This is a genomic window from Mycolicibacterium neworleansense, assembly GCF_001245615.1.
Lineage (GTDB): Bacteria > Actinomycetota > Actinomycetes > Mycobacteriales > Mycobacteriaceae > Mycobacterium > Mycobacterium neworleansense.
Window position 1 is genome coordinate 2,079,221 of the sequence record NZ_CWKH01000001.1, and the last position, 17,904, is coordinate 2,097,124.

19 protein-coding genes are annotated in these 17,904 nt (G+C 67.2%); 6 read left to right on the plus strand and 13 right to left on the minus strand.

The annotated features are described in order from the left end of the window. Positions 1-2: 2 nt before the first annotated feature. Together BN2156_RS09790 and BN2156_RS09795 are read right to left on the minus strand one after the other, a co-directional pair. Entirely contained in the window at positions 3-1,388 is a 1,386-nt protein-coding gene (locus tag BN2156_RS09790) for an aspartate aminotransferase family protein (protein WP_090512896.1), read from the minus strand. Positions 1,389-1,401: 13 nt separating this feature from the next. Continuing rightward, a complete protein-coding gene (locus BN2156_RS09795; RefSeq protein WP_090512898.1) occupies positions 1,402-2,895 on the minus strand; it encodes a CoA-acylating methylmalonate-semialdehyde dehydrogenase in 1,494 nt (497 codons plus the stop codon). A 111-nt stretch (positions 2,896-3,006) separates the two neighbouring features. On the opposite strand from BN2156_RS09795, the gene BN2156_RS09800 reads away from it, so the two are divergent. Then, a complete protein-coding gene (locus BN2156_RS09800; RefSeq protein WP_090512900.1) occupies positions 3,007-4,611 on the plus strand; it encodes a PucR family transcriptional regulator in 1,605 nt (534 codons plus the stop codon). Positions 4,612-4,616: 5 nt separating this feature from the next. On the opposite strand, the gene BN2156_RS09805 is transcribed toward BN2156_RS09800, so the two are convergent. After that, on the minus strand, positions 4,617-6,029 hold the full coding sequence (locus BN2156_RS09805; RefSeq protein WP_090512902.1) for an acyl-CoA synthetase: 1,413 nt from the start codon (positions 6,027-6,029) through the stop codon (positions 4,617-4,619). Positions 6,030-6,065: 36 nt separating this feature from the next. Further along, positions 6,066-7,421: an SLC13 family permease gene (locus tag BN2156_RS09810; RefSeq protein WP_090512904.1), complete on the minus strand. Its 1,356-nt coding sequence runs from the start codon at positions 7,419-7,421 to the stop codon at positions 6,066-6,068. A gap of 137 nt (positions 7,422-7,558) precedes the next feature. Between BN2156_RS09810 and BN2156_RS09815 the strand changes: the two genes are divergently transcribed. The 4 genes from BN2156_RS09815 to BN2156_RS09830 are packed head-to-tail and all read left to right on the plus strand — an operon-like array spanning position 7,559 to position 10,923. Beyond that, positions 7,559-8,299: an IclR family transcriptional regulator gene (locus tag BN2156_RS09815; protein ID WP_090512906.1), complete on the plus strand. Its 741-nt coding sequence runs from the start codon at positions 7,559-7,561 to the stop codon at positions 8,297-8,299. A gap of 34 nt (positions 8,300-8,333) precedes the next feature. Next, positions 8,334-8,720, plus strand: a complete 387-nt coding sequence (locus BN2156_RS09820; protein ID WP_090512908.1) for a DUF2237 family protein — start codon at positions 8,334-8,336, stop codon at positions 8,718-8,720. 19 nt (positions 8,721-8,739) lie between these two features. Next, positions 8,740-10,194, plus strand: a complete 1,455-nt coding sequence (locus tag BN2156_RS09825; RefSeq protein WP_090512911.1) for a protein adenylyltransferase SelO — start codon at positions 8,740-8,742, stop codon at positions 10,192-10,194. Positions 10,195-10,218: 24 nt separating this feature from the next. Then, on the plus strand, positions 10,219-10,923 hold the full coding sequence (locus BN2156_RS09830; protein WP_090512914.1) for a dienelactone hydrolase family protein: 705 nt from the start codon (positions 10,219-10,221) through the stop codon (positions 10,921-10,923). Here the strand turns inward: BN2156_RS09830 and BN2156_RS09835 are convergent. The 5 genes from BN2156_RS09835 to rplS form a co-directional block, all read right to left on the minus strand. Further along, positions 10,907-12,112: an amidohydrolase gene (locus BN2156_RS09835; RefSeq protein ID WP_090515717.1), complete on the minus strand. Its 1,206-nt coding sequence runs from the start codon at positions 12,110-12,112 to the stop codon at positions 10,907-10,909. The two genes, BN2156_RS09830 and BN2156_RS09835, sit on opposite strands and share 17 nt — an antisense overlap. A gap of 72 nt (positions 12,113-12,184) precedes the next feature. Next, a complete protein-coding gene (locus BN2156_RS09840) occupies positions 12,185-12,490 on the minus strand; it encodes a DUF2469 domain-containing protein (RefSeq protein ID WP_003881082.1) in 306 nt (101 codons plus the stop codon). Further along, entirely contained in the window at positions 12,487-13,272 is a 786-nt protein-coding gene (locus BN2156_RS09845) for a ribonuclease HII (protein WP_235625353.1), read from the minus strand. The genes BN2156_RS09840 and BN2156_RS09845 overlap by 4 nt, the downstream gene beginning before the upstream one ends. A 22-nt stretch (positions 13,273-13,294) precedes the next feature. Then, positions 13,295-14,155: a signal peptidase I gene (lepB, locus tag BN2156_RS09850; protein WP_090512916.1), complete on the minus strand. Its 861-nt coding sequence runs from the start codon at positions 14,153-14,155 to the stop codon at positions 13,295-13,297. 67 nt (positions 14,156-14,222) lie between these two features. Further along, positions 14,223-14,564, minus strand: coding sequence for a 50S ribosomal protein L19 (rplS, locus tag BN2156_RS09855; protein WP_029111328.1), 342 nt, complete (start codon positions 14,562-14,564; stop codon positions 14,223-14,225). A 323-nt stretch (positions 14,565-14,887) separates the two neighbouring features. Here rplS and BN2156_RS09860 point away from each other — a divergent pair, with 323 nt between their 5' ends. Further along, positions 14,888-15,844 (plus strand): serine hydrolase, encoded by a 957-nt coding sequence (locus tag BN2156_RS09860; protein WP_090512919.1) that lies wholly within the window; start codon positions 14,888-14,890, stop codon positions 15,842-15,844. Here BN2156_RS09860 and trmD read toward each other — a convergent pair. From trmD to rpsP, 4 genes are read right to left on the minus strand one after another with little or no spacing between them, the layout of a single operon-like run. Further along, positions 15,841-16,524, minus strand: a complete 684-nt coding sequence (gene trmD, locus BN2156_RS09865) for a tRNA (guanosine(37)-N1)-methyltransferase TrmD (protein ID WP_090512922.1) — start codon at positions 16,522-16,524, stop codon at positions 15,841-15,843. The genes BN2156_RS09860 and trmD overlap by 4 nt on opposite strands. 11 nt (positions 16,525-16,535) lie before the next feature. Next, positions 16,536-17,063, minus strand: coding sequence for a ribosome maturation factor RimM (gene rimM, locus BN2156_RS09870; protein WP_090512925.1), 528 nt, complete (start codon positions 17,061-17,063; stop codon positions 16,536-16,538). Positions 17,064-17,073: 10 nt separating this feature from the next. Further along, positions 17,074-17,316, minus strand: a complete 243-nt coding sequence (locus BN2156_RS09875; RefSeq protein ID WP_003881089.1) for an RNA-binding protein — start codon at positions 17,314-17,316, stop codon at positions 17,074-17,076. 8 nt (positions 17,317-17,324) lie between these two features. Beyond that, positions 17,325-17,801, minus strand: coding sequence for a 30S ribosomal protein S16 (rpsP, locus tag BN2156_RS09880; RefSeq protein WP_090512927.1), 477 nt, complete (start codon positions 17,799-17,801; stop codon positions 17,325-17,327). Between the last annotated feature and the right edge of the window lie 103 nt (positions 17,802-17,904).

Below are 17,904 nucleotides of genomic sequence, written 5' to 3' on the forward strand. Positions count from 1 at the left end.
GATCAGTTGGCGTGCTGATCGGCGACGTCGAGCGCGGAGTCCAGGATCGCCAGACCCTCGCGCGCCTCCTCCTCGGTGACGTTGCACGGCGGCACCACGTGGATGCGGTTGAAGTTGGCGAACGGCAGCAGTCCGTTGGCCTTGCAGGCACCGACGACGGCGTTCATCGCCGGGCTGGAGCCACCGTAGGGCGCCAACGGCTCCCGGGTCTGCTGGTCGGCGACCAGTTCGACGGCCCAGAACACGCCGGCACCGCGGACCTCGCCGACGCTGCGGTGCTTGGCGGCCAACTCGGCCAGTCCGGGACCGATGACCTCGGCGCCGATCTTGGCCGCGTTCTCCACCATGCCCTCTTCTGCCATCGCGTTGATGGTCGCCACGGCGGCCGCGGTGGCCAGCGGGTGCCCGGAGTAGGTCAGCCCACCCGGGTAGGGCCGGTGCGCGAACGTCTCGTAGATGGCCGGGCTGATCGCCACACCACCGAGCGGCACGTATCCGGAGTTCACGCCCTTGGCGAAGGTGAGCAGATCGGGCACCACGTCGAAGTGATCGATGGAGAACCACCTTCCGCTGCGCCCGAATCCGGCCATCACCTCGTCGGCGATGAACACGATGCCGTAGCGGTCGCAGATCTCCCGCACCCCGGCCATGTATCCGGGCGGGGGCACCATGATGCCCGCGGTGCCCGGAATCGACTCCAGGATGATCGCGGCGATGGTGGTCGGGCCCTCCATCTGGATCAGCTTGTCGAGGTAGGCCAGCGCGCGCTGGGATTCCTGTTCTTCGGTCTCGGCGTAGAACGACGAGCGATACAGAAACGGTCCATTGAAGTGCACGATGCCTGCGTTGCCGCGGTCGTTGGGCCAGCGCCGCGGGTCACCGGTCAGGTTGATCGCGGTGTCGGTGCCACCGTGGTAGGCGCGGTAGCGCGACAGCACCTTGTAGCGGCCGGTGTGCAGGCGGGCCATGCGCACCGCGTGCTCGACCGCGTCGGCACCACCGTTGGTGAAGAACACCTTGTTCAGGTCACCGGGGGTGCGCTCGGCGATCAGCCGGGCCGCTTCAGAGCGGGCCGCATTGGCGTACTGCGGAGCGACCGTGCACAGCTTGGCGGCCTGCTCGGCAATGGCGGCAACAACTTTCGGGTGCTGATGACCGATGTTGGTGTTGACCAGCTGGCAGGAGAAGTCCAGCAGGCGGTTGCCGTCGCCGTCCCACACATACGAACCCTGCGCGGCAGTGATCGTCATCGGGGAGATCTCCTCCTGGGCGGACCAGGAGTGGAACACGTGCGCGCGGTCGAGTTCATAGGCCCGCGCGGCCTCGGCCTTTGCCGCCTCGACGGTCAGCCCGTTGGGCAGCACGGAGGACTCTTGGGTCACAGTCATGAGTGGAATTCTCTCACTTGTTCTCGGGGAAGCCGAGGTTGATGCCGCCGTGGCTGGGGTCCAGCCAGCGGGTGGTGATGGCCTTGGTGCGGGTGAAGAAGTGCACGCCCTCGGCGCCGTGGGCGTGGCTGTCGCCGAACAGCGACGCCTTCCAGCCGCCAAAGCTGTAGTAGGACATGGGAACCGGGATCGGCACGTTGATGCCGACCATGCCGACCTCGACCTCGTTCTGGAACCGTCGCGCGGCGCCGCCGTCGTTGGTGAAGATCGCCGTGCCGTTGCCGTACGGGTTGTTGTTGATCAGCGCAAGAGCTTCGTCGTAGGTCTCGACGCGCAGCACCGAAAGCACGGGGCCGAAGATCTCGTCGGTGTAGACACTCATCTGGGGAGTGACGTTGTCGAGCAAGGTCGGACCCAGCCAGAAGCCGTCGGCCCCGCCGTTGGCGATGACGGTGCGACCGTCGAGCACGACCTTGGCACCGTCGGCCTCACCGGCATCGATGTAGGAGGCCACCTTGTCACGGTGCACCTTGGTCACCAGCGGCCCCATGTCCGAATCCTTGGTTCCGTCACCGGTTTTGATTGTGGCGGCGCGCTCGGCGATCTTGGCCACCAGATCATCGGCGATGGGGCCGACCGCGACGGCGGCCGAGATGGCCATGCAGCGCTCACCGGCGGAACCGAAGCCGGCGTTGACCATGGCGTCGGCGGCCAGGTCCAGGTCGGCGTCGGGCAGGATCACCGCGTGGTTCTTGGCACCGCCGAGCGCCTGCACCCGCTTGCCCGAAGCGGTGGCGGTGGCGTAGACGTACTGGGCGATCGGGGTGGAGCCGACGAACGAGATCGCCTTGATCTTGGGGTTGGTCAGCAGCTCGTCGACCGCGGTCTTGTCACCCTGCAGCACGTTGAACACGCCTTCGGGCAGACCGGCCTCGGCCCACAGCCGGGCCATCCACAGCGAGGCACTCGGATCCTTCTCCGACGGCTTGAGCACCACGGTGTTGCCCGCGGCGATGGCGATCGGGAAGAACCACATCGGCACCATCGCCGGGAAGTTGAACGGCGAGATGATGCCGACCGGGCCAAGCGGCTGCAGCACGGAGTGCACATCCACACTGGTCGAGGCATTCTCGGTAAACCCGCCCTTGAGCAGACTCGGGATGCCACAAGCGAATTCGACGACCTCAAGGCCACGGCTGACCTCGCCGAGCGCGTCGGAGAGCACCTTGCCGTGCTCGGCGGTGATGAGCGCGGCCAGCTCATCCTTGCGGGCATTGAGCAGCTCTCTGAACGCGAAGAGCACCGAGGTGCGCTTGGCCAGCGACGTGTCGCGCCAGGCCGGGAAGGCGGCCACGGCGGCATCGATCACCGCGCGCGCGTCATCCACGCTGGCCAGGGCGACCTCACCGGTGACCGCGCCCGTGGCCGGATTGGTTACCGGGGCGGTGGCGGTCGAAGTGCCGGCAAAGATCTTGCCGTCGCGCCAGTGCTGGATGACATCGCTCATGAATCCGAACCTTCCTGTGGCTTGGGGTACGGCATTAACTTTGAGCCACGGCCGATCCTGTTCCGGCCAGCATCCTGTAAGTCTCGTTGACTCGTTCTTTACACTTTGTAAATGATCCCGACCGTGCGCGACATCATCGCGCTCCCGGTGGTGCGGGCCGGTGAGCCCGAGGTACTCAGTGCCCAACAACTCGACCGCCCGGTGCGCTGGGTCCACGTCAGCGACATGCCCGACCTCGCCGGCCTGCTGCAGGGCGGCGAGCTGGTGCTCACCACCGGCGCCGCACTGCGTGACGCACCCCGCGACTACCTGCGGCGGATGCAGCGCGCCGGCGTCGTCGGCGTGGTGGTCGAACTGGGCACCCGCATCGAATCACTACCCGACAGCGTCGGCCAGATGGCCCAAACCCTCGGCCTGGCGCTGGTGGTCCTGCATCGGGAGACCAAGTTCGTCGAGGTCACCGAGGCGGTGCACCGGCTCATCGTCGCAGACCAGTACGAGGAGCTCGAGTTCGCCCACCGGACACACAAGACGTTCACCGAGTTGAGCATGAAACGCCCGACGATGGCCGACATCGTGCGCGCGGCCGCCGAGATGATCGACGAATCGGTGGTACTCGAAGACTTGTCGCACCAGGTGCTGGCGATCTCACCCCGCAACGAGGCGGCCACCACCGTGCTCGCCGACTGGCAACGCCGGTCCCGGGCGCTGACCGAGCCGTGGGCCACGACCGCTGTCGGCCCGCGCGCCGAGGAGTGGGGCCGGCTGATCGTGCCGCGCGCCCCGGCCGCACCGGTGAAAACCACGATGGTCCTGGAACGCGCCGCACAGGCGCTGGCCCTGCACCGGATGGCCGAACGCGGCCGCTCCGGTCTCGAACATCAGGCCCAGAGCGGGCTGATCGACGACGTCCTGGGCGGACGGATCGCCGACGACCGTGAGGCAGACGCCCGGGCCCTGGCCCTGGGTCTGCGACCCGGCGGCCCCTACCTGCCGACCACAGTCCGAGTGGGTGCGCCACTGGACCGGCTCGACCCGGTCGGTACCCAACGCCGCAACATCCGCATCCTCGATGCGGTGGCCCACAGCGTGAAAGCCCAAGGGCACAGCGCGATCTGCTCGATCCGGCGGGACGGCGAGGTGGGCCTGGTGCTGGCGCTGAACCCACGGCGCGGATCCAGCGCCGAAGCCACGCTGAGCCGGCTGGCCGAGGGCTGGCGCGAGGCCATCTCCCGCGGCGGAGACTCCGACAAGGTCGTCATCGCGGTCGGCGGCGGCGCAGGCGCATTCGCCGACGCCGTCCACGGCCTGCGCGAGGCCGCCCATGTCGCCGAGGTCGCGGCGTCGATGCCGGATCTGACCCGTCCATTCGTGCGGGCCTCCGACGTGCGGCTGCGCGGGCTGATCACACTGCTGCTCGACGATCCTCGGGTCCAGATGTTCGCCGAGACCGAACTCAAGACGCTGCTGATCCACGATGCCGATCAGGGCAGCGACGACGTGGAAGTGCTGCGGGGTTACCTGGAACTGGCAGGCAACAAGTCGGCGCTGGCAAAACGCCTGCACATGAGCCGCCCGGCGCTCTACAGCCGGCTCGCCTCGATCGAACGCCGGCTCGGCGTCAACCTCGACGACGGTGAATCGATGACCTCACTGCACGTGGCACTGCTCATCCTCGATGCGCAACGCAGTGCCCGCCCGCAATCGACAGACTGATCTGTTCAATCGGTGAGAAGTTTCTTCTGCACCTTGCCCATCGCGTTTCTCGGCAGCTCGCCGACGAAGACCACTTCGCGCGGCCGCTTGTGCTGCGACAGTGTCTGGGCCACGAACTCGATGAGCCCCTCGGCGAGCTGTGGCCGATTCCCGTCATCGGTCACGACGTATGCCACAACCCGCTGCCCCAAGTCGGCATCCGTGCGGCCGACAACGGCTGCCTCGCGCACCGAGGGGTGAGCGAGCAACGCGGTTTCGACCTCCCCCGCGCCGATTCGATATCCGCCCGACTTGATCAGATCCACTGACTCCCGCCCGACGATTCGGTGAAATCCGTCCGTGTCACGAGTGGCGACATCGCCGGTCATGAACCAGCCGTCGTCGGTCCATGCGTCCACGGTGGCCTGGGGTCGATTGAGGTAGCCATCGAACAGCATGGGGCCGCGCACCTGGAGCCGTCCGATGCTGTTGCCGTCGTCGGGAACTACATGGCCGTCGTCGGCGCACAGCCGGGTATCGACGCCGAGAACGGGTTGGCCGACCGAGCCGGGTCGGCGTTCACCGTCGGCCCGGGTGGACAACGTGATCATCGTTTCGCTCATGCCGTACCGCTCGATCGGTGTGCAACCGGTGAGCTCGGCGATGCGGTGGAAGACCGGCGTGACCAACGGCGCGCTGCCCGATACCAGCAGCCGGGCGCCCCGCAACGCCCGTGCCGATGGTTCGTCGGCTGCGATGCGCGACCACACCGTGGGCACGCCGAAGTACATCGTGCCGGCCGTGGCGGCATAGCGCTCCGGTCGCGGCTTGACGGTATGGACCACCCGGGAGCCGATGCGCAGCGAAGCGAGCACGCCGAGCATCAGCCCGTGCAGGTGGAACAACGGGAGACCGTGCACCACGGTGTCGTCGCGCGTCCATTGCCAGGCGTCGGCCACGGCGTCGATACCGGCCGCCAGCGCCCGGTGGCTGAGATTGACGCCTTTGGGAGCACCCGTGGTCCCCGACGTGTACAGAATCATCGCGACTGCTTCGGGTGACGGCGCGTCGGGCAATTCGCCACGTCCGCGCCCCCGCACCGTTGCCGGTACCGCGGGGAGTTGTGAGTCCCGATGCGGCGGTCCCGCCCAACTCGTGACGCGGGCATCGGTGAGCATGTGCCGCAGCTCTGCAGAGCCCGAGTCGGGGGGAATCGGCACCACAGGGACGCCCGCCAGCAGGCAGCCGACCACGGCGACAACCGTCTCCAGCGTCGGTTGGGCGCACACCGCAACCGGTCCCCCGTCAGGCAAGTTGCCGGCAAGCGCACAGGCAGCCTCGAACAGCTGCGCTCGCGACACGCTGCGCGCACCCACCGAGATTGCGGCGGTGGCGTCGACCGAGTCGCTCGCGGCAGGGTCCAGTGACGTCAAAAGCATGGGCGGACAAGTCCTTTCGTTGCTGGTAGCGGCCACTCAGAACACCATGCCCGGAAGGACAAGGGCCCCGACGAGCAGAACCGGGCCGATCACGACCATCGACAGCCCCCACCGCATCAGCAACCTGGTCATGCGGGGCCGCTGCGCTTCGTCGACGGTGGTCGCCACCAGCGTCGCCCCCACGGTGGAGAACGGTGATACGTCGACGATGGACGCGCACACGCCGAGCGCGCACATCAGTGCCCAACCGGGAATGCCTCCGGCCGCGACCAGGGGCAGTGCGAGCGGAACCAGCGCCGCCAGCATTCCGGTGGTCGAGGCGAACGCCGAGACGAGCCCTGCCACAAGGCATATGAAAAGCGCAGCCAGCAGCGGAACGCCGATATGGCCGGCAAATTCACCGAGCAGGTCGACCGAGCCCAGTTTGTCGAGCACACCGGCGAACGTGATGATGCCGCCCACCAGCAGGACTGTCGACCAGTCGATCCGCGGAATTGCCTTGTTACCCGATCGTGGATCCACGAGGGTGAGCACAGCGCCGAGCGCGAACGCCAACACACCGATGTCGGGATCCATGCCCGCCAGCGACAGCCCAATGACCGCTCCGATCAGGCCGAGCATGGCAGCCAAGGTGGCAATCTGGTTGGGCGTGAAGGAGTTTCGTTCGGTTCCCGGAGGCAGGTCGAAGCTCGACGCCCCGCCACGAGGCGCACTCCGTGCGCTGCCGCCGCCGACGGTGACCAGCCGGTCTTCGGCCGCCAGCGCCATCGCCGGCTCGATCACCGCGGCGCGGTGCAGCAGTTTCAACCCTCCGAACAGCACGTAGGCCACCGCCAGCAGAATCAGGTTGACCGCCAGGGCCACGATGCACAAGACGAACGGATTGAGATCGATGCCGGCCTGATGCGCGGTGCCGTAGGTGACGATGCCGAACAGACTGGTGGGCGCGAATGCCCCAGCGCTCAGGCCGGTGCCGATCGACAATGCCATCAGCATCGGATCGATCGCGCGCTTGTCCGCCACCATCATTCCGATCGGCGCCATCACCAACCCGCCCAGCGGGGAGCCCATCGCCGAGATCGCCGCGGTCAGCGAGAAGAACACCAGGGGCAACAGCACCGTCCGATGCCCGACCTTGACCAAGGTGACCTCGATGATGCGGTCGATGGTGCCGTTGGCGTGGGCGATCCCGAAGAAGTAGGTCACGCCGACCAGCAACACCAGAATGTCGATCGGAAAGCCGTCGATGATGTCGTCGATCGACATCTCCGCCAGACCTAGCCCCACTCCGGCCGCCGCGGCGAACATCAACACGCCCAGGTGGGCATTGCGCCATGCCGAAACCGCGAAGACACCGACGAAAACCGCCAGCGCCAGCAGCTGAATTGTCATTCCATCGCCTTTCGAAACGTTGGACCCGCTTCCCCAACTGGTCCACTGTGTGGCACAGTGGTCTACTGTATGAACCGGTGCGGGTAAGCTAGCTCACATCTGCACCGCGGGTCAATGTGGATCGCAGAGGAGGGCGCATGTCGACGAACAGCGTGGTGTCCGCGTTTCAGGTATTGGAGGCGGTCGCAAAGCTGCAACCGGTGGGCCTGTCCGAGCTCACGCGCGCGGTCGGCCTCCCCAAGAGCACAGTGCAGCGGTGTTTGCTCACGCTGCACGAGATCGGCTGGCTGCGACCCACTTCCGCGCAGCCGACGCGATGGAACCTGACCTACCGCGCATTCTCTGTCGGCAGCCGGGCCGGCGACCATCAGCCGATGCGCGAAACCGCGCTGCCGTTTCTGAACGAGTTGCAGCTCAACACCACCGAGACCATCCACCTTGCCGCGCCAGACGGACCGGAACTGGTACTCATCGAACGCCTGGACACCGCCCACCCCCTGCGCGCCTTCATGCCATTGGGGTCACGGATTCCTTTGCACGCGTCGGCAACCGGAATCGCTTTTCTCGCCGCCAGCACCGACGAATATGTCGCGCAATATCTTTCGCAGCACCTCGCACCGCAAACCGACCACACCATCACCGATCCGGACCGGTTGAGCGAAGCGATCGAGTTGGTTCGGACCCGTGGGTACTCGGTCAACGAGCAGGGCCTGAACTCCGGCATCACCGCACTCGGCGCCAGTATCGTCAATGCCCAACGCGAACCCATCGGATCGGTGTCGATATCGGGACCGAGCAGCAGGATTACCGCCGACAAGTTCGCTAGGTTCGGGACTGCGGTGCGCGAGACCGCAGAACGAATCTCGGCGGCACTGTGAACTCGCGCAGAACTGGCGGAGAGGCGATACCGACATGGCAGATCGCAATGTGCTGGGCGGCCCGCTCGAGGAGTGCGGCACCGACCCGCTCACCGGGTTCTACCGCGACGGGTGCTGCTCGACCGGCGACGCCGACGCGGGCCGGCACACCATCTGCGCTGTCGTGACCACCGAGTTCCTCGAACATCAGCGGTCCATCGGCAACGACCTGTCCACACCGGCACCGCAGTACCGGTTTCCCGGCCTGACGCCGGGCGACCGCTGGTGCGTCACCGCGGCCAACTGGCTGCGCGCGCACAACGACGGCAGGGCGGCCCCGGTGGTGCTGGCCGCCACTCACGAACGCACCCTCGACCTGGTGCCCCTCGACGTCCTCGAGCAGTACGCCGTCGATGTTCCGGACGACCTGGGCAGCCTCTGAGGGTCCGTAGGCTCGGGACGTGAGCGTCGCATCGGATCCGACCGTCATCCTGGACAACCGCTTCGCCCGCGCCCTGCCCGAGATGGCGGTCGCGTGGCAGGCCGAGCCGGCCCCGGCCCCGCGGTTGCTCGTGCTCAACGAGCCGCTGGCCGCCGAGCTCGGCCTCGATATGTCATGGCTTCGCACACCCGACGGGCTCGGCCTGCTGGTCGGCACGGCGGTCCCCGATGGAGCCACGCCCGTCGCGCAGGCCTACGCCGGCCATCAGTTCGGCGGGTACGTCCCGCTCCTGGGCGACGGTCGCGCGCTGCTGCTCGGCGAGTTCGTCGACCCCGGTGACCGTCTCCGCGACCTGCATCTCAAAGGATCGGGACGGACCCCGTTCGCCCGGGGCGGCGACGGCCTGGCCGTCGTCGGGCCCATGCTGCGCGAGTACATCGTCAGCGAGGCGATGTACGCCATGGGCATCCCCACCACCCGAGCGCTTGGCGTGGTGGCCACCGGACGCGAGGTACGGCGCGAGACGATGCTGCCAGGGGCGGTGCTGGCCAGGATCGCCGCCAGCCACCTTCGAGTCGGCAGTTTCCAGTACGCCGCCGCACGCGCCCAGGCCGACGGAGACACGGGGCTGCTGCGCCGGCTGGCCGACCACGCCATCGCCCGCCACCACCCCGACGCGGCCGGCGCGGCCAACCCGTACCTGGCGCTGTACGAGGCGGTCATCTCGGCGCAGGCCGCGCTGCTGGCACAGTGGATGCTGGTCGGGTTCGTGCACGGTGTGATGAACACCGACAACATGACGATCTCTGGCGAGACCATCGACTACGGGCCGTGCGCATTCATGGAAACCTTCGATCCCGCAACGGTATTCAGCTCGATCGACCATGGCGGTCGCTATGCCTACGGCAACCAGCCGACTGTCGCCGGATGGAACCTCGCCCGGTTCGCCGAGGCCCTGCTCCCCCTGCTCCACGACGACGGTGAGCGGGCCGTCGAGCTCGCCACCGCAGCGCTGCACGGCTTCGGGCCGCAGTTCACCGGCGTGTGGTCGGCAGGGATGCGCGCCAAGCTCGGACTGTCCGCCGACATCGACGACGACACCGCCCGCACTCTCACCGATGACCTGCTTGTGCTGCTGCAGCAGAACCGGACTGATTACACGTCCTTCTTCCGTGACCTCAGCCGCGCCGCGCGTGGACAGACAACGATCGCCGGCGGATTCGGCGACTGGCTGGCGCGGTGGCATGCCCTAGAACCCGACGCCGACGCGATGGACCGGGTGAACCCCGTCTACATCCCGCGCAACCACCTGGTCGAGGAAGCGTTGACCGCCGCCACCGAGGATGACCTGGAACCCGTCCAACACCTCATGGACGCCCTGACCTCGCCCTATGACGAGCGGCCCGGCCTCGAACGGTATGCGGCACCAGCGCCGGCCGACTTCGGGACCTACCGCACGTTCTGCGGAACCTGACGACCTCCCGCTACTCTCGGTGAGGTGACGACGATCACCGTGGACACCCCGGCCGGTCCGATCGACGCCCTGCTCAACGCCCCCGGTGGCGAAGGGCCCTGGCCCGGGGTGGTGATCATCCACGACGCGATCGGCTACGGGCCCGACAACGAGGCGATCTCGGAACGGGTCGCGGCCGCCGGCTATATCGCCCTCACTCCCAACCTCTACTCCCGCGGCGGCCGGGCCCGATGCATCACCCGGGTGTTCCGCGAGCTGCTGACCCAACGCGGCCGCGCGCTCGACGACATCCTGGCCGCCCGCGACCACCTGCGTGCGCACCCGCAATGCACCGGCACTGTCGGCATCGCGGGGTTCTGCATGGGCGGTCAGTTCGCGCTGATCATGGGCCCCAAGGGATTTGGCGCCTCAGCACCGTTCTACGGCACGCCGCTGCCGAAGCGGCTCGACCAGACATTGGACGCGTCATGCCCGGTGGTGGCCAGCTTCGGCCGCCGGGATCCGATGGGCATCGGCGCCGCGGGCCGGTTGCAGCGGGTGGTGGACGACAAGAACATCCCCGCCGACATCAAGGTCTACCCCGAAGCCGGGCACAGCTTCGCCAATCAACTGCCAGGGCAGGCGTTTCTGCGAATCGCCGGCTTCGGATACAACGAGGCCGCCACTGCCGACGCCTGGTCGCGGGTGTTCGCGTTCTTCGGCGAGCACCTGGTCACTGAAGCCAACTGAGCCCGGCCACCACCAGCGCTTCGGTACCGGTGTCCAACGTCGGCTGGAGCACCGGGGCGAATCGCGGTGAATGGTTCACCGGAATGTCGGCGCCCACGCGGTCGGCGGCCACGGCGGCCTCGAAGGTCTGCTCGTCGATGCCGCCGAAGCCCCAATAGGTGTAGGGCGCTTTCAGGGCAGCCGGAATGTCACCGAAGTCCTCACTGGCCGCCCCGGCCGGCATGGTCTGCGCCCGGTCGCCGAAGTACTCGCTGAACGCGGCCTCGACACGAGCCGTCACCGCAGCGTCGTTGACGGTCAGCGGAAAGTTGGCGTACAACTCGAATTCCGGCTCGCGCGGTGAGTCGGACGCCTGGCACTCGCCGATGACCACCCGCCGGATCGCGGCGAGCACCGCGGTGCGCACCGATTCGTCGAACGTGCGCAGGTTGAGTTCGAGCACCGCGTGGTCACCGATGACGTTGCTCTTGGTCCCCGACTGGATGCTGCCGACCGTCAGGACGACCGTCTGGCTCGGATCGACCTCGCGCGACACGATCGTCTGCAAGCGGATGACGATCATCGACGCCAGCACCACCGGATCCACCGTGGCCTGCGGCATCGAACCGTGCCCGCCGCGACCGTAGACGGTGATCTTCATGCTGTCGGCCGCCGACAACACCGGACCGCTGCGGGTACGCAATTGCCCGGCCGGCGCCGGAAAAACGTGCTGGGCCATCGCCACATCGATCGGGCCGACGAGATCGGCCAGCCCGTCCTCGACCATCCCGCGGGCACCATTGCCCACCTCTTCGGCGGGCTGGAAGACCGCGATCACGGTGCCACGCCAGTGATCCGTTGCCCGGGCGAACAATTCGGCCGCACCCAGCAGACACGTCACGTGAGTGTCGTGACCACAGGCATGCATCACGCCGGCCTCGCTACTCGCATACGGCAGATCGGTTGCCTCGGTCACCGGAAGCGCATCCATGTCCGCGCGCAACAGCACCCGGGGGCCGTCGCCGTTACGCAGTACACCGACCACGCCGGTGCCCCCGACACCTTCATGGACGGTCAGGCCGGATTCCCGCAGGCGGGCGGCCACCAAGCCGGCCGTGCGGTGTTCCTGATGCGAGAGTTCGGGATGCTGATGCAGGTCCCGGTAGAGCGGCTCCTGCCATGCGCGCACCTCGGGCAGGTGCGCCAGCACGGCCTCGGCGCGGCGGCGAACATCGTCGGGCCCGGTACTGACAGTCGCCGTCACGTCGCCCCCTGTCCGCCGTTACTCCGGCAACCGCAGCTCGGGCTTCTCGACCTCTTCGATGTTCACGTCCTTGAACGTGATGACCCGCACCTGTTTGACGAACCTGGCCGGGCGGTACATGTCCCACACCCAGGCATCGGCGAGCCGCAGTTCGAAGTAGACCTCGCCCTCGGAGTTACGCGGAATCAGCTCCACGCTGTTGGCGAGATAGAACCGGCGCTCGGTCTCCACGACGTAGCTGAACTGCCCGACGATGTCCTTGTATTCGCGGTACAGCGAGAGCTCCATCTCGGTTTCATACTTCTCGAGATCCTCGGCGCTCATCTGCTCGGCTGTCCTTCTGGTTGTGCTGATGCCCTGTCGACCATCTTTGCGTACGTCGTTTCAGGATGCCGCATCGGTGCCACATCGCGTCGGACGTCTGCCATCTCTGCGGCCCGCCGCACCCCGGTTGTCTCTGCGGCCCGCCGCACGTTCACATACGAGTGGCGGTGCTCCACACACGGACCCAACTCGGTCAACGCCGCGGAGTGTGCGGGGGTGCTGTATCCCTTGTGCTCGGCGAACCCGTAGCCGGGATGGTGCTGTTCCATCTCGACCATCAGCCGGTCCCGGCTGACCTTGGCCAGCACACTGGCCGCGGCGATGCAGGCCGCTGCGGCATCTCCCCCGATGACCGGTAGGGACGGCACCGCCAGGCCCGGCACCCGGAAGCCGTCCGACAGCACATAGCCCGGCCGCAACGACAACCCCGCCACCGCACGCCGCATGCCTTCGATATTGGCCACGTGCACGCCGAGCCGGTCGACCTCATCGGAGGGGATGAACACCACGTGATAAGCCAGCGCATAGCGGCGGATCAGGGGAAACAGCCGCTCACGCTCGCGCTCGCCGAGCTTCTTGGAATCGTCGAGGGAGGCCAGGCTGTCCATCCGGTTCGGCCCCAGCACACAGGCCGCCACCACCAGCGGACCCGCGCAGGCCCCGCGACCCACCTCGTCCACCCCGGCAACCGGGCCCAGACCGTTGCGGTAGAGCGCGGATTCCAGGGTGCGCAGACCCGATGACCTCCGGATCACCGTTCGCGGCGGCCACGACGTCTTCACCACTGGAGGCACAGGGCAGCTCCTAGGAGTCGGTCTGCGGGTTCACGCCATTGATACCGCCCCAGCGGGACGGTGGCCAGGCGATGAACCGTGCCTTTCCGATTACATTCTCCACCGGAACGGTGCCGGCCATCGGATCGCCGGTGCACTGCAGACCTTCCCGTGCGTCGGCCGGCAGATTGCTGCAATGCACACGCGAATCGGCCGAGTGCGTGCGGTTGTCACCCATCACCCACAGCCGGTCCGGCGGGACGGTGACTGGCCCGAACTCAGGCCCCAGGCACGGATAGATGCCCGGGTCGGCCATCATGGTGGCCGGATCCAGATACGGCTCGTTCAGCGGCTTGCCGTCGACCGTCAGGCCGGTGTCGGCACGGCACTGCACGGTCTGGCCGCCCACCGCGATCACCCGTTTGACCAGGTCGTTCTCGTCCGGCGGGACGAACCCCACGAACGAGAGGGCGTTCTGCACCCAGCGGATGGCGGTGTTGTCCGAACGGATCGACTTGTACCCGATGTTCCACGACGGCGGGCCCTTGAAGACCACCACGTCGCCGGGCTCCGGCTGGGAGAACCGGTAGGTGACCTTGTCGACCATGATCCGATCACCCACGCAGCCGGCGCAGCCGTGCAGCGTGGGCTCCATGGATTCCGACGGAATCAGATAGGGGCGTGCGATGAACGTGAGGGTCACGTAGTAGAGCACCAGGGCGATGGACGCCAGAATGGCGATCTCACGGGCCGTGGAGTGTTTGCGCTTGGGCGACTCGTCCGGCGCTTGGCCGGTGGCCGACTCCGCCGAAGCTGAAGCGGAATCAGGATTTGAGTCGGATTCGAGGCTGCCCTCCGAGCGCGCGTCGGCAGATTCGGTGGGTCCGGTCACAGGCACCACAGTAGCGAGCGAGGTGACCGGTCCCGCGACGAGAGCTTCGTCAGGCGGAGCAGCGCGCTCAGCGCTTTTCCTTGATCTTCGCCTTCTTGCCGCGCAGTTCGCGCAGGTAGTAGAGCTTGGCGCGACGCACGTCACCGCGGGTCACGACATCGAGGTGATCGATGTTGGGCGAATGCACCGGGAAGGTCCGCTCGACGCCGACGCCGTAGCTCTCCTTCCGCACGGTGAAGGTCTCGCGGATGCCGCCGCCCTGACGACGGATCACGACACCCTTGAAGACCTGGATGCGCTCCTTCGAGCCCTCGATCACCTTCACGTGCACGTTGACGGTGTCGCCGGGGCTGAAGGTCGGGATGTCGTCGCGCAGCGACGCCTGATCGACGAAGTCCAGCGTGTTCATCGGTGACACTTCCTTGTTGTTCGCGGCTCCGGACGGGCGCGACATGGCGCCCAGCCGAAGCTATTTTCGGGTGTATCGGGGTGTATCTCGCACCGGAAGGCGGACAAGCCGGCCCAGTCGTGCGCAGACAACTGCTCAATTGTGCCAGATGGGTCCCCATACCGTGAAATCCGGCGAGTCTGCGCACCCATCTGCAACGACTCCGGCAGCATACTTCGAGCACAACTAAGCACGCGCTCCCCAAGGCAAACAGTTAGGCTTCACCCACCGATGTGCCGGTCCTGCAGAGCCCATCGGATTTTATGGACGGTTCAAGGAGGACCATGCGACGGCGGCCGTCGAAGCTGACGATGGCGAGCGCGGCCAGCATGACAGCAGTGGTCGCGATGGCCGTCATCACCGTCGGCTGCGAAGCCCGGGTCTATGGCACTCCCCCGGTCGCCCCCGACGCACCTCAGCTGACCGTCGTCGTCCCCCAGGGCAGCATGGCTCCGCTGCCCGAGGCATCTCCCGGTGAACCCGCAGCCAGCTTCACCGGCCTCGAAGGCCGCGCCCAGCAGGCCACCGAGGACGCCGCCGATGCCGGCGCCGAGATCACCGTGCTGGTCCTCGACCGCAACACCGGGCAGCTGGTGTCCAACGGAAACGGGACCACCATCGCCATCGCATCGGTGGTCAAGTTGTTCATCGCCGACGATCTGCTCCTGCAGGAAGCCAAGAAGCAGACGGTCCTCAGCCCCGAGGACCGCAAGAACCTCGACGTGATGCTGCGGTCCTCGGACGACAGTGCCGCCGAGGTCTTCTGGAACCGCAGCGGTGGCAGCGCCATCGTCAACCGGGTGGCTGCCCGCTACGGCCTGGGCTCGACCCGGCCGCCGAACGACGGTAGGTGGTGGAACACCATCAGCACCGCCGCCGACCTGGTGCGCTACTACGACATGTTGATGAACGGCAGCGGCGGTCTCCCCGCCGAACAGGCCAACGTCATCCTGTCCAACCTCGCCCAGTCCACCCCGAATGCCATCGACGGCACCCAGCCGGGCGGCATCTACCCCCAGCGGTTCGGCATCCCCGAGGGCCTCTATTCAGAACCGGTCGCGGTCAAGCAGGGTTGGATGTGCTGCATCGGCTCGGATTGGATGCACCTGTCGACCGGCGTGATCGGCCCCGACCGTCGCTTCATCATGGTGATCGGCTCACTGCAGCCCACCAACGCCGCCACCGCGCGCGACACCATCACCGACGCCGTCAAGACGATGTTCCCCGGCGGTCGGATCTAGGATTCGTCGAGCAGGTCCGGTCGGCGCTCACGGGTGCGTTGCAGCGATTGCTCATGGCGCCACGCCGCGACCTTGGCGTGATCCCCCGACAGCAGCACATCGGGCACTTCGAGCCCACGCCAGCTCTGCGGACGGGTGTAGCTCGGCCCCTCGAGCAGGCCGTCGGAATGCGAATCCTGTTGATGCGATGCGGGATTGCCCAGGACCTCGGGCATCAACCGGACCACCGCCTCGATCATGACCAGGGCCGCCGACTCACCGCCGTTGAGGACGTAATCGCCGATGGAAACCTCTTCGACCCGCATCCGGCGAGCCGCGTCGTCGGCCACCCGCTGATCGATCCCCTCATACCGCCCGCAGGCGAACACCAGATGAGACTCGGCACTCCAGCGCTCGGCCACCGCTTGGGTGAACGGCCGTCCGGCAGGGGTCGGCACCACCAGAAGTGTTTCCTCGGAACAGATCTCATCGAGCGCCTCACCCCACACCGGCGCTTTCATGACCATCCCCGGGCCCCCGCCGTACGGTGAATCATCCACCGAACGGTGCACATCGTGGGTCCAGTTCCGCAGATCATGCACGGAAACGGAGAGGATTCCGGCCTCGATCGCCTTGCCCGGCAACGACTGCCGGATCGGATCGAGGTAGGCCGGGAAGATCGTGATGACGTCAATGCGCACTGCGTCGCCCGTCAGACCTGGTCCAGGTTCAGCAGACCGTCCGGAGGATCGATGACGACGGTTCCGGTGTCCCGGGACACCGAGGTGACGATGGCGCTGACGAACGGGATCAGCACTTCGCGGCTGTCCGCGTCGGCTTTGACCGACAGCAGTTCACCGGCTGCGGTGTGCAGAACCTCGCGGACCACGCCCACCGCGGTGCCGTCGACCGTGACGACCCGAAGACCTTCGAGTTCGTGGTCGTAGAACTCGTCGGGATCATCGATCGCGGGCAGATCGGCGGTGTCGACGATGAACACCGTGCCACGCAGCTCATCGGCGGCGTTGCGGTCCGTGACGCCGGCCAGGCGAATCAGCAGCCGACCGGCATGATCACGGACGGACTCGACCGAGAAAGTGCGCTCGGCACCCCCCTTGGCGCGGCCCCGAAGGGCCACGCCGGGGGTGAACCGGGCGGCGGGGTCGTCGGTACGGACCTCGACGACAACCTCACCGGAAATGCCGTGAGCTTTGACAACCCGCCCGACAACCAGGTCCATGGATCCGACGCTACTGGTCGGTGTCCACCACGTCGACGCGGATACCGCGCCCACCGATGCCCGCGACCAGGGTCCGCAGCGCGGTGGCCGTGCGGCCGCCGCGGCCGATGACCTTGCCCAGGTCATCGGGGTGCACGTGCACCTCGACGGTCCGCCCACGGCGGCTGGTGACCATGTCGACGCGTACGTCGTCGGGATTGTCCACGATGCCGCGGACCAGGTGCTCGACGGCGTCGACCACGACAGAACTCACTGCGCTGCTCAGCTCTCGCTTGCGGCGTCGTCGGCAGCGGCCTCGGCCGCCGGCGCCTCAGCCTCGGTGCCGGCCTCGGCAGCCTCGTCCTTCTTCGGAGCCTTCTTCTTCTTGGGCGTGACGGCCGCGGCACCGGTGCCGCTCTCGGCCTCGGCCAGCGCGGCGTTGAACAGCTCCAGCTTGGACGGCTTGGGCTCCTTGACCTTCAGCGTGCCCTCGGCGCCCGGCAGGCCCTTGAACTTCTGCCAGTCACCGGTGATCTTCAGCAGGGCCAGCACCGGCTCGGTGGGCTGGGCGCCAACACCCAGCCAGTACTGCGCGCGCTCCGAATCGATCTCGATCAGGCTCGGCTCTTCCTTGGGGTGGTAGCGGCCGATGACCTCGATGGCGCGGCCTTCGCGGCGGGTCCGCGCGTCGGCGACAGCGATGCGGTACTGGGGGTTGCGGATCTTGCCAAGCCGGGTGAGCTTGATCTTGACAGCCATGGTTAAGCACTTCTCCTTGAGTGTCACGCTGCAATTCGGCGATGCGGGCGGAATTGCCCGATCCGGTTTTGCCTTACGTGTGTGACCGCCGCGCAGCGCATTG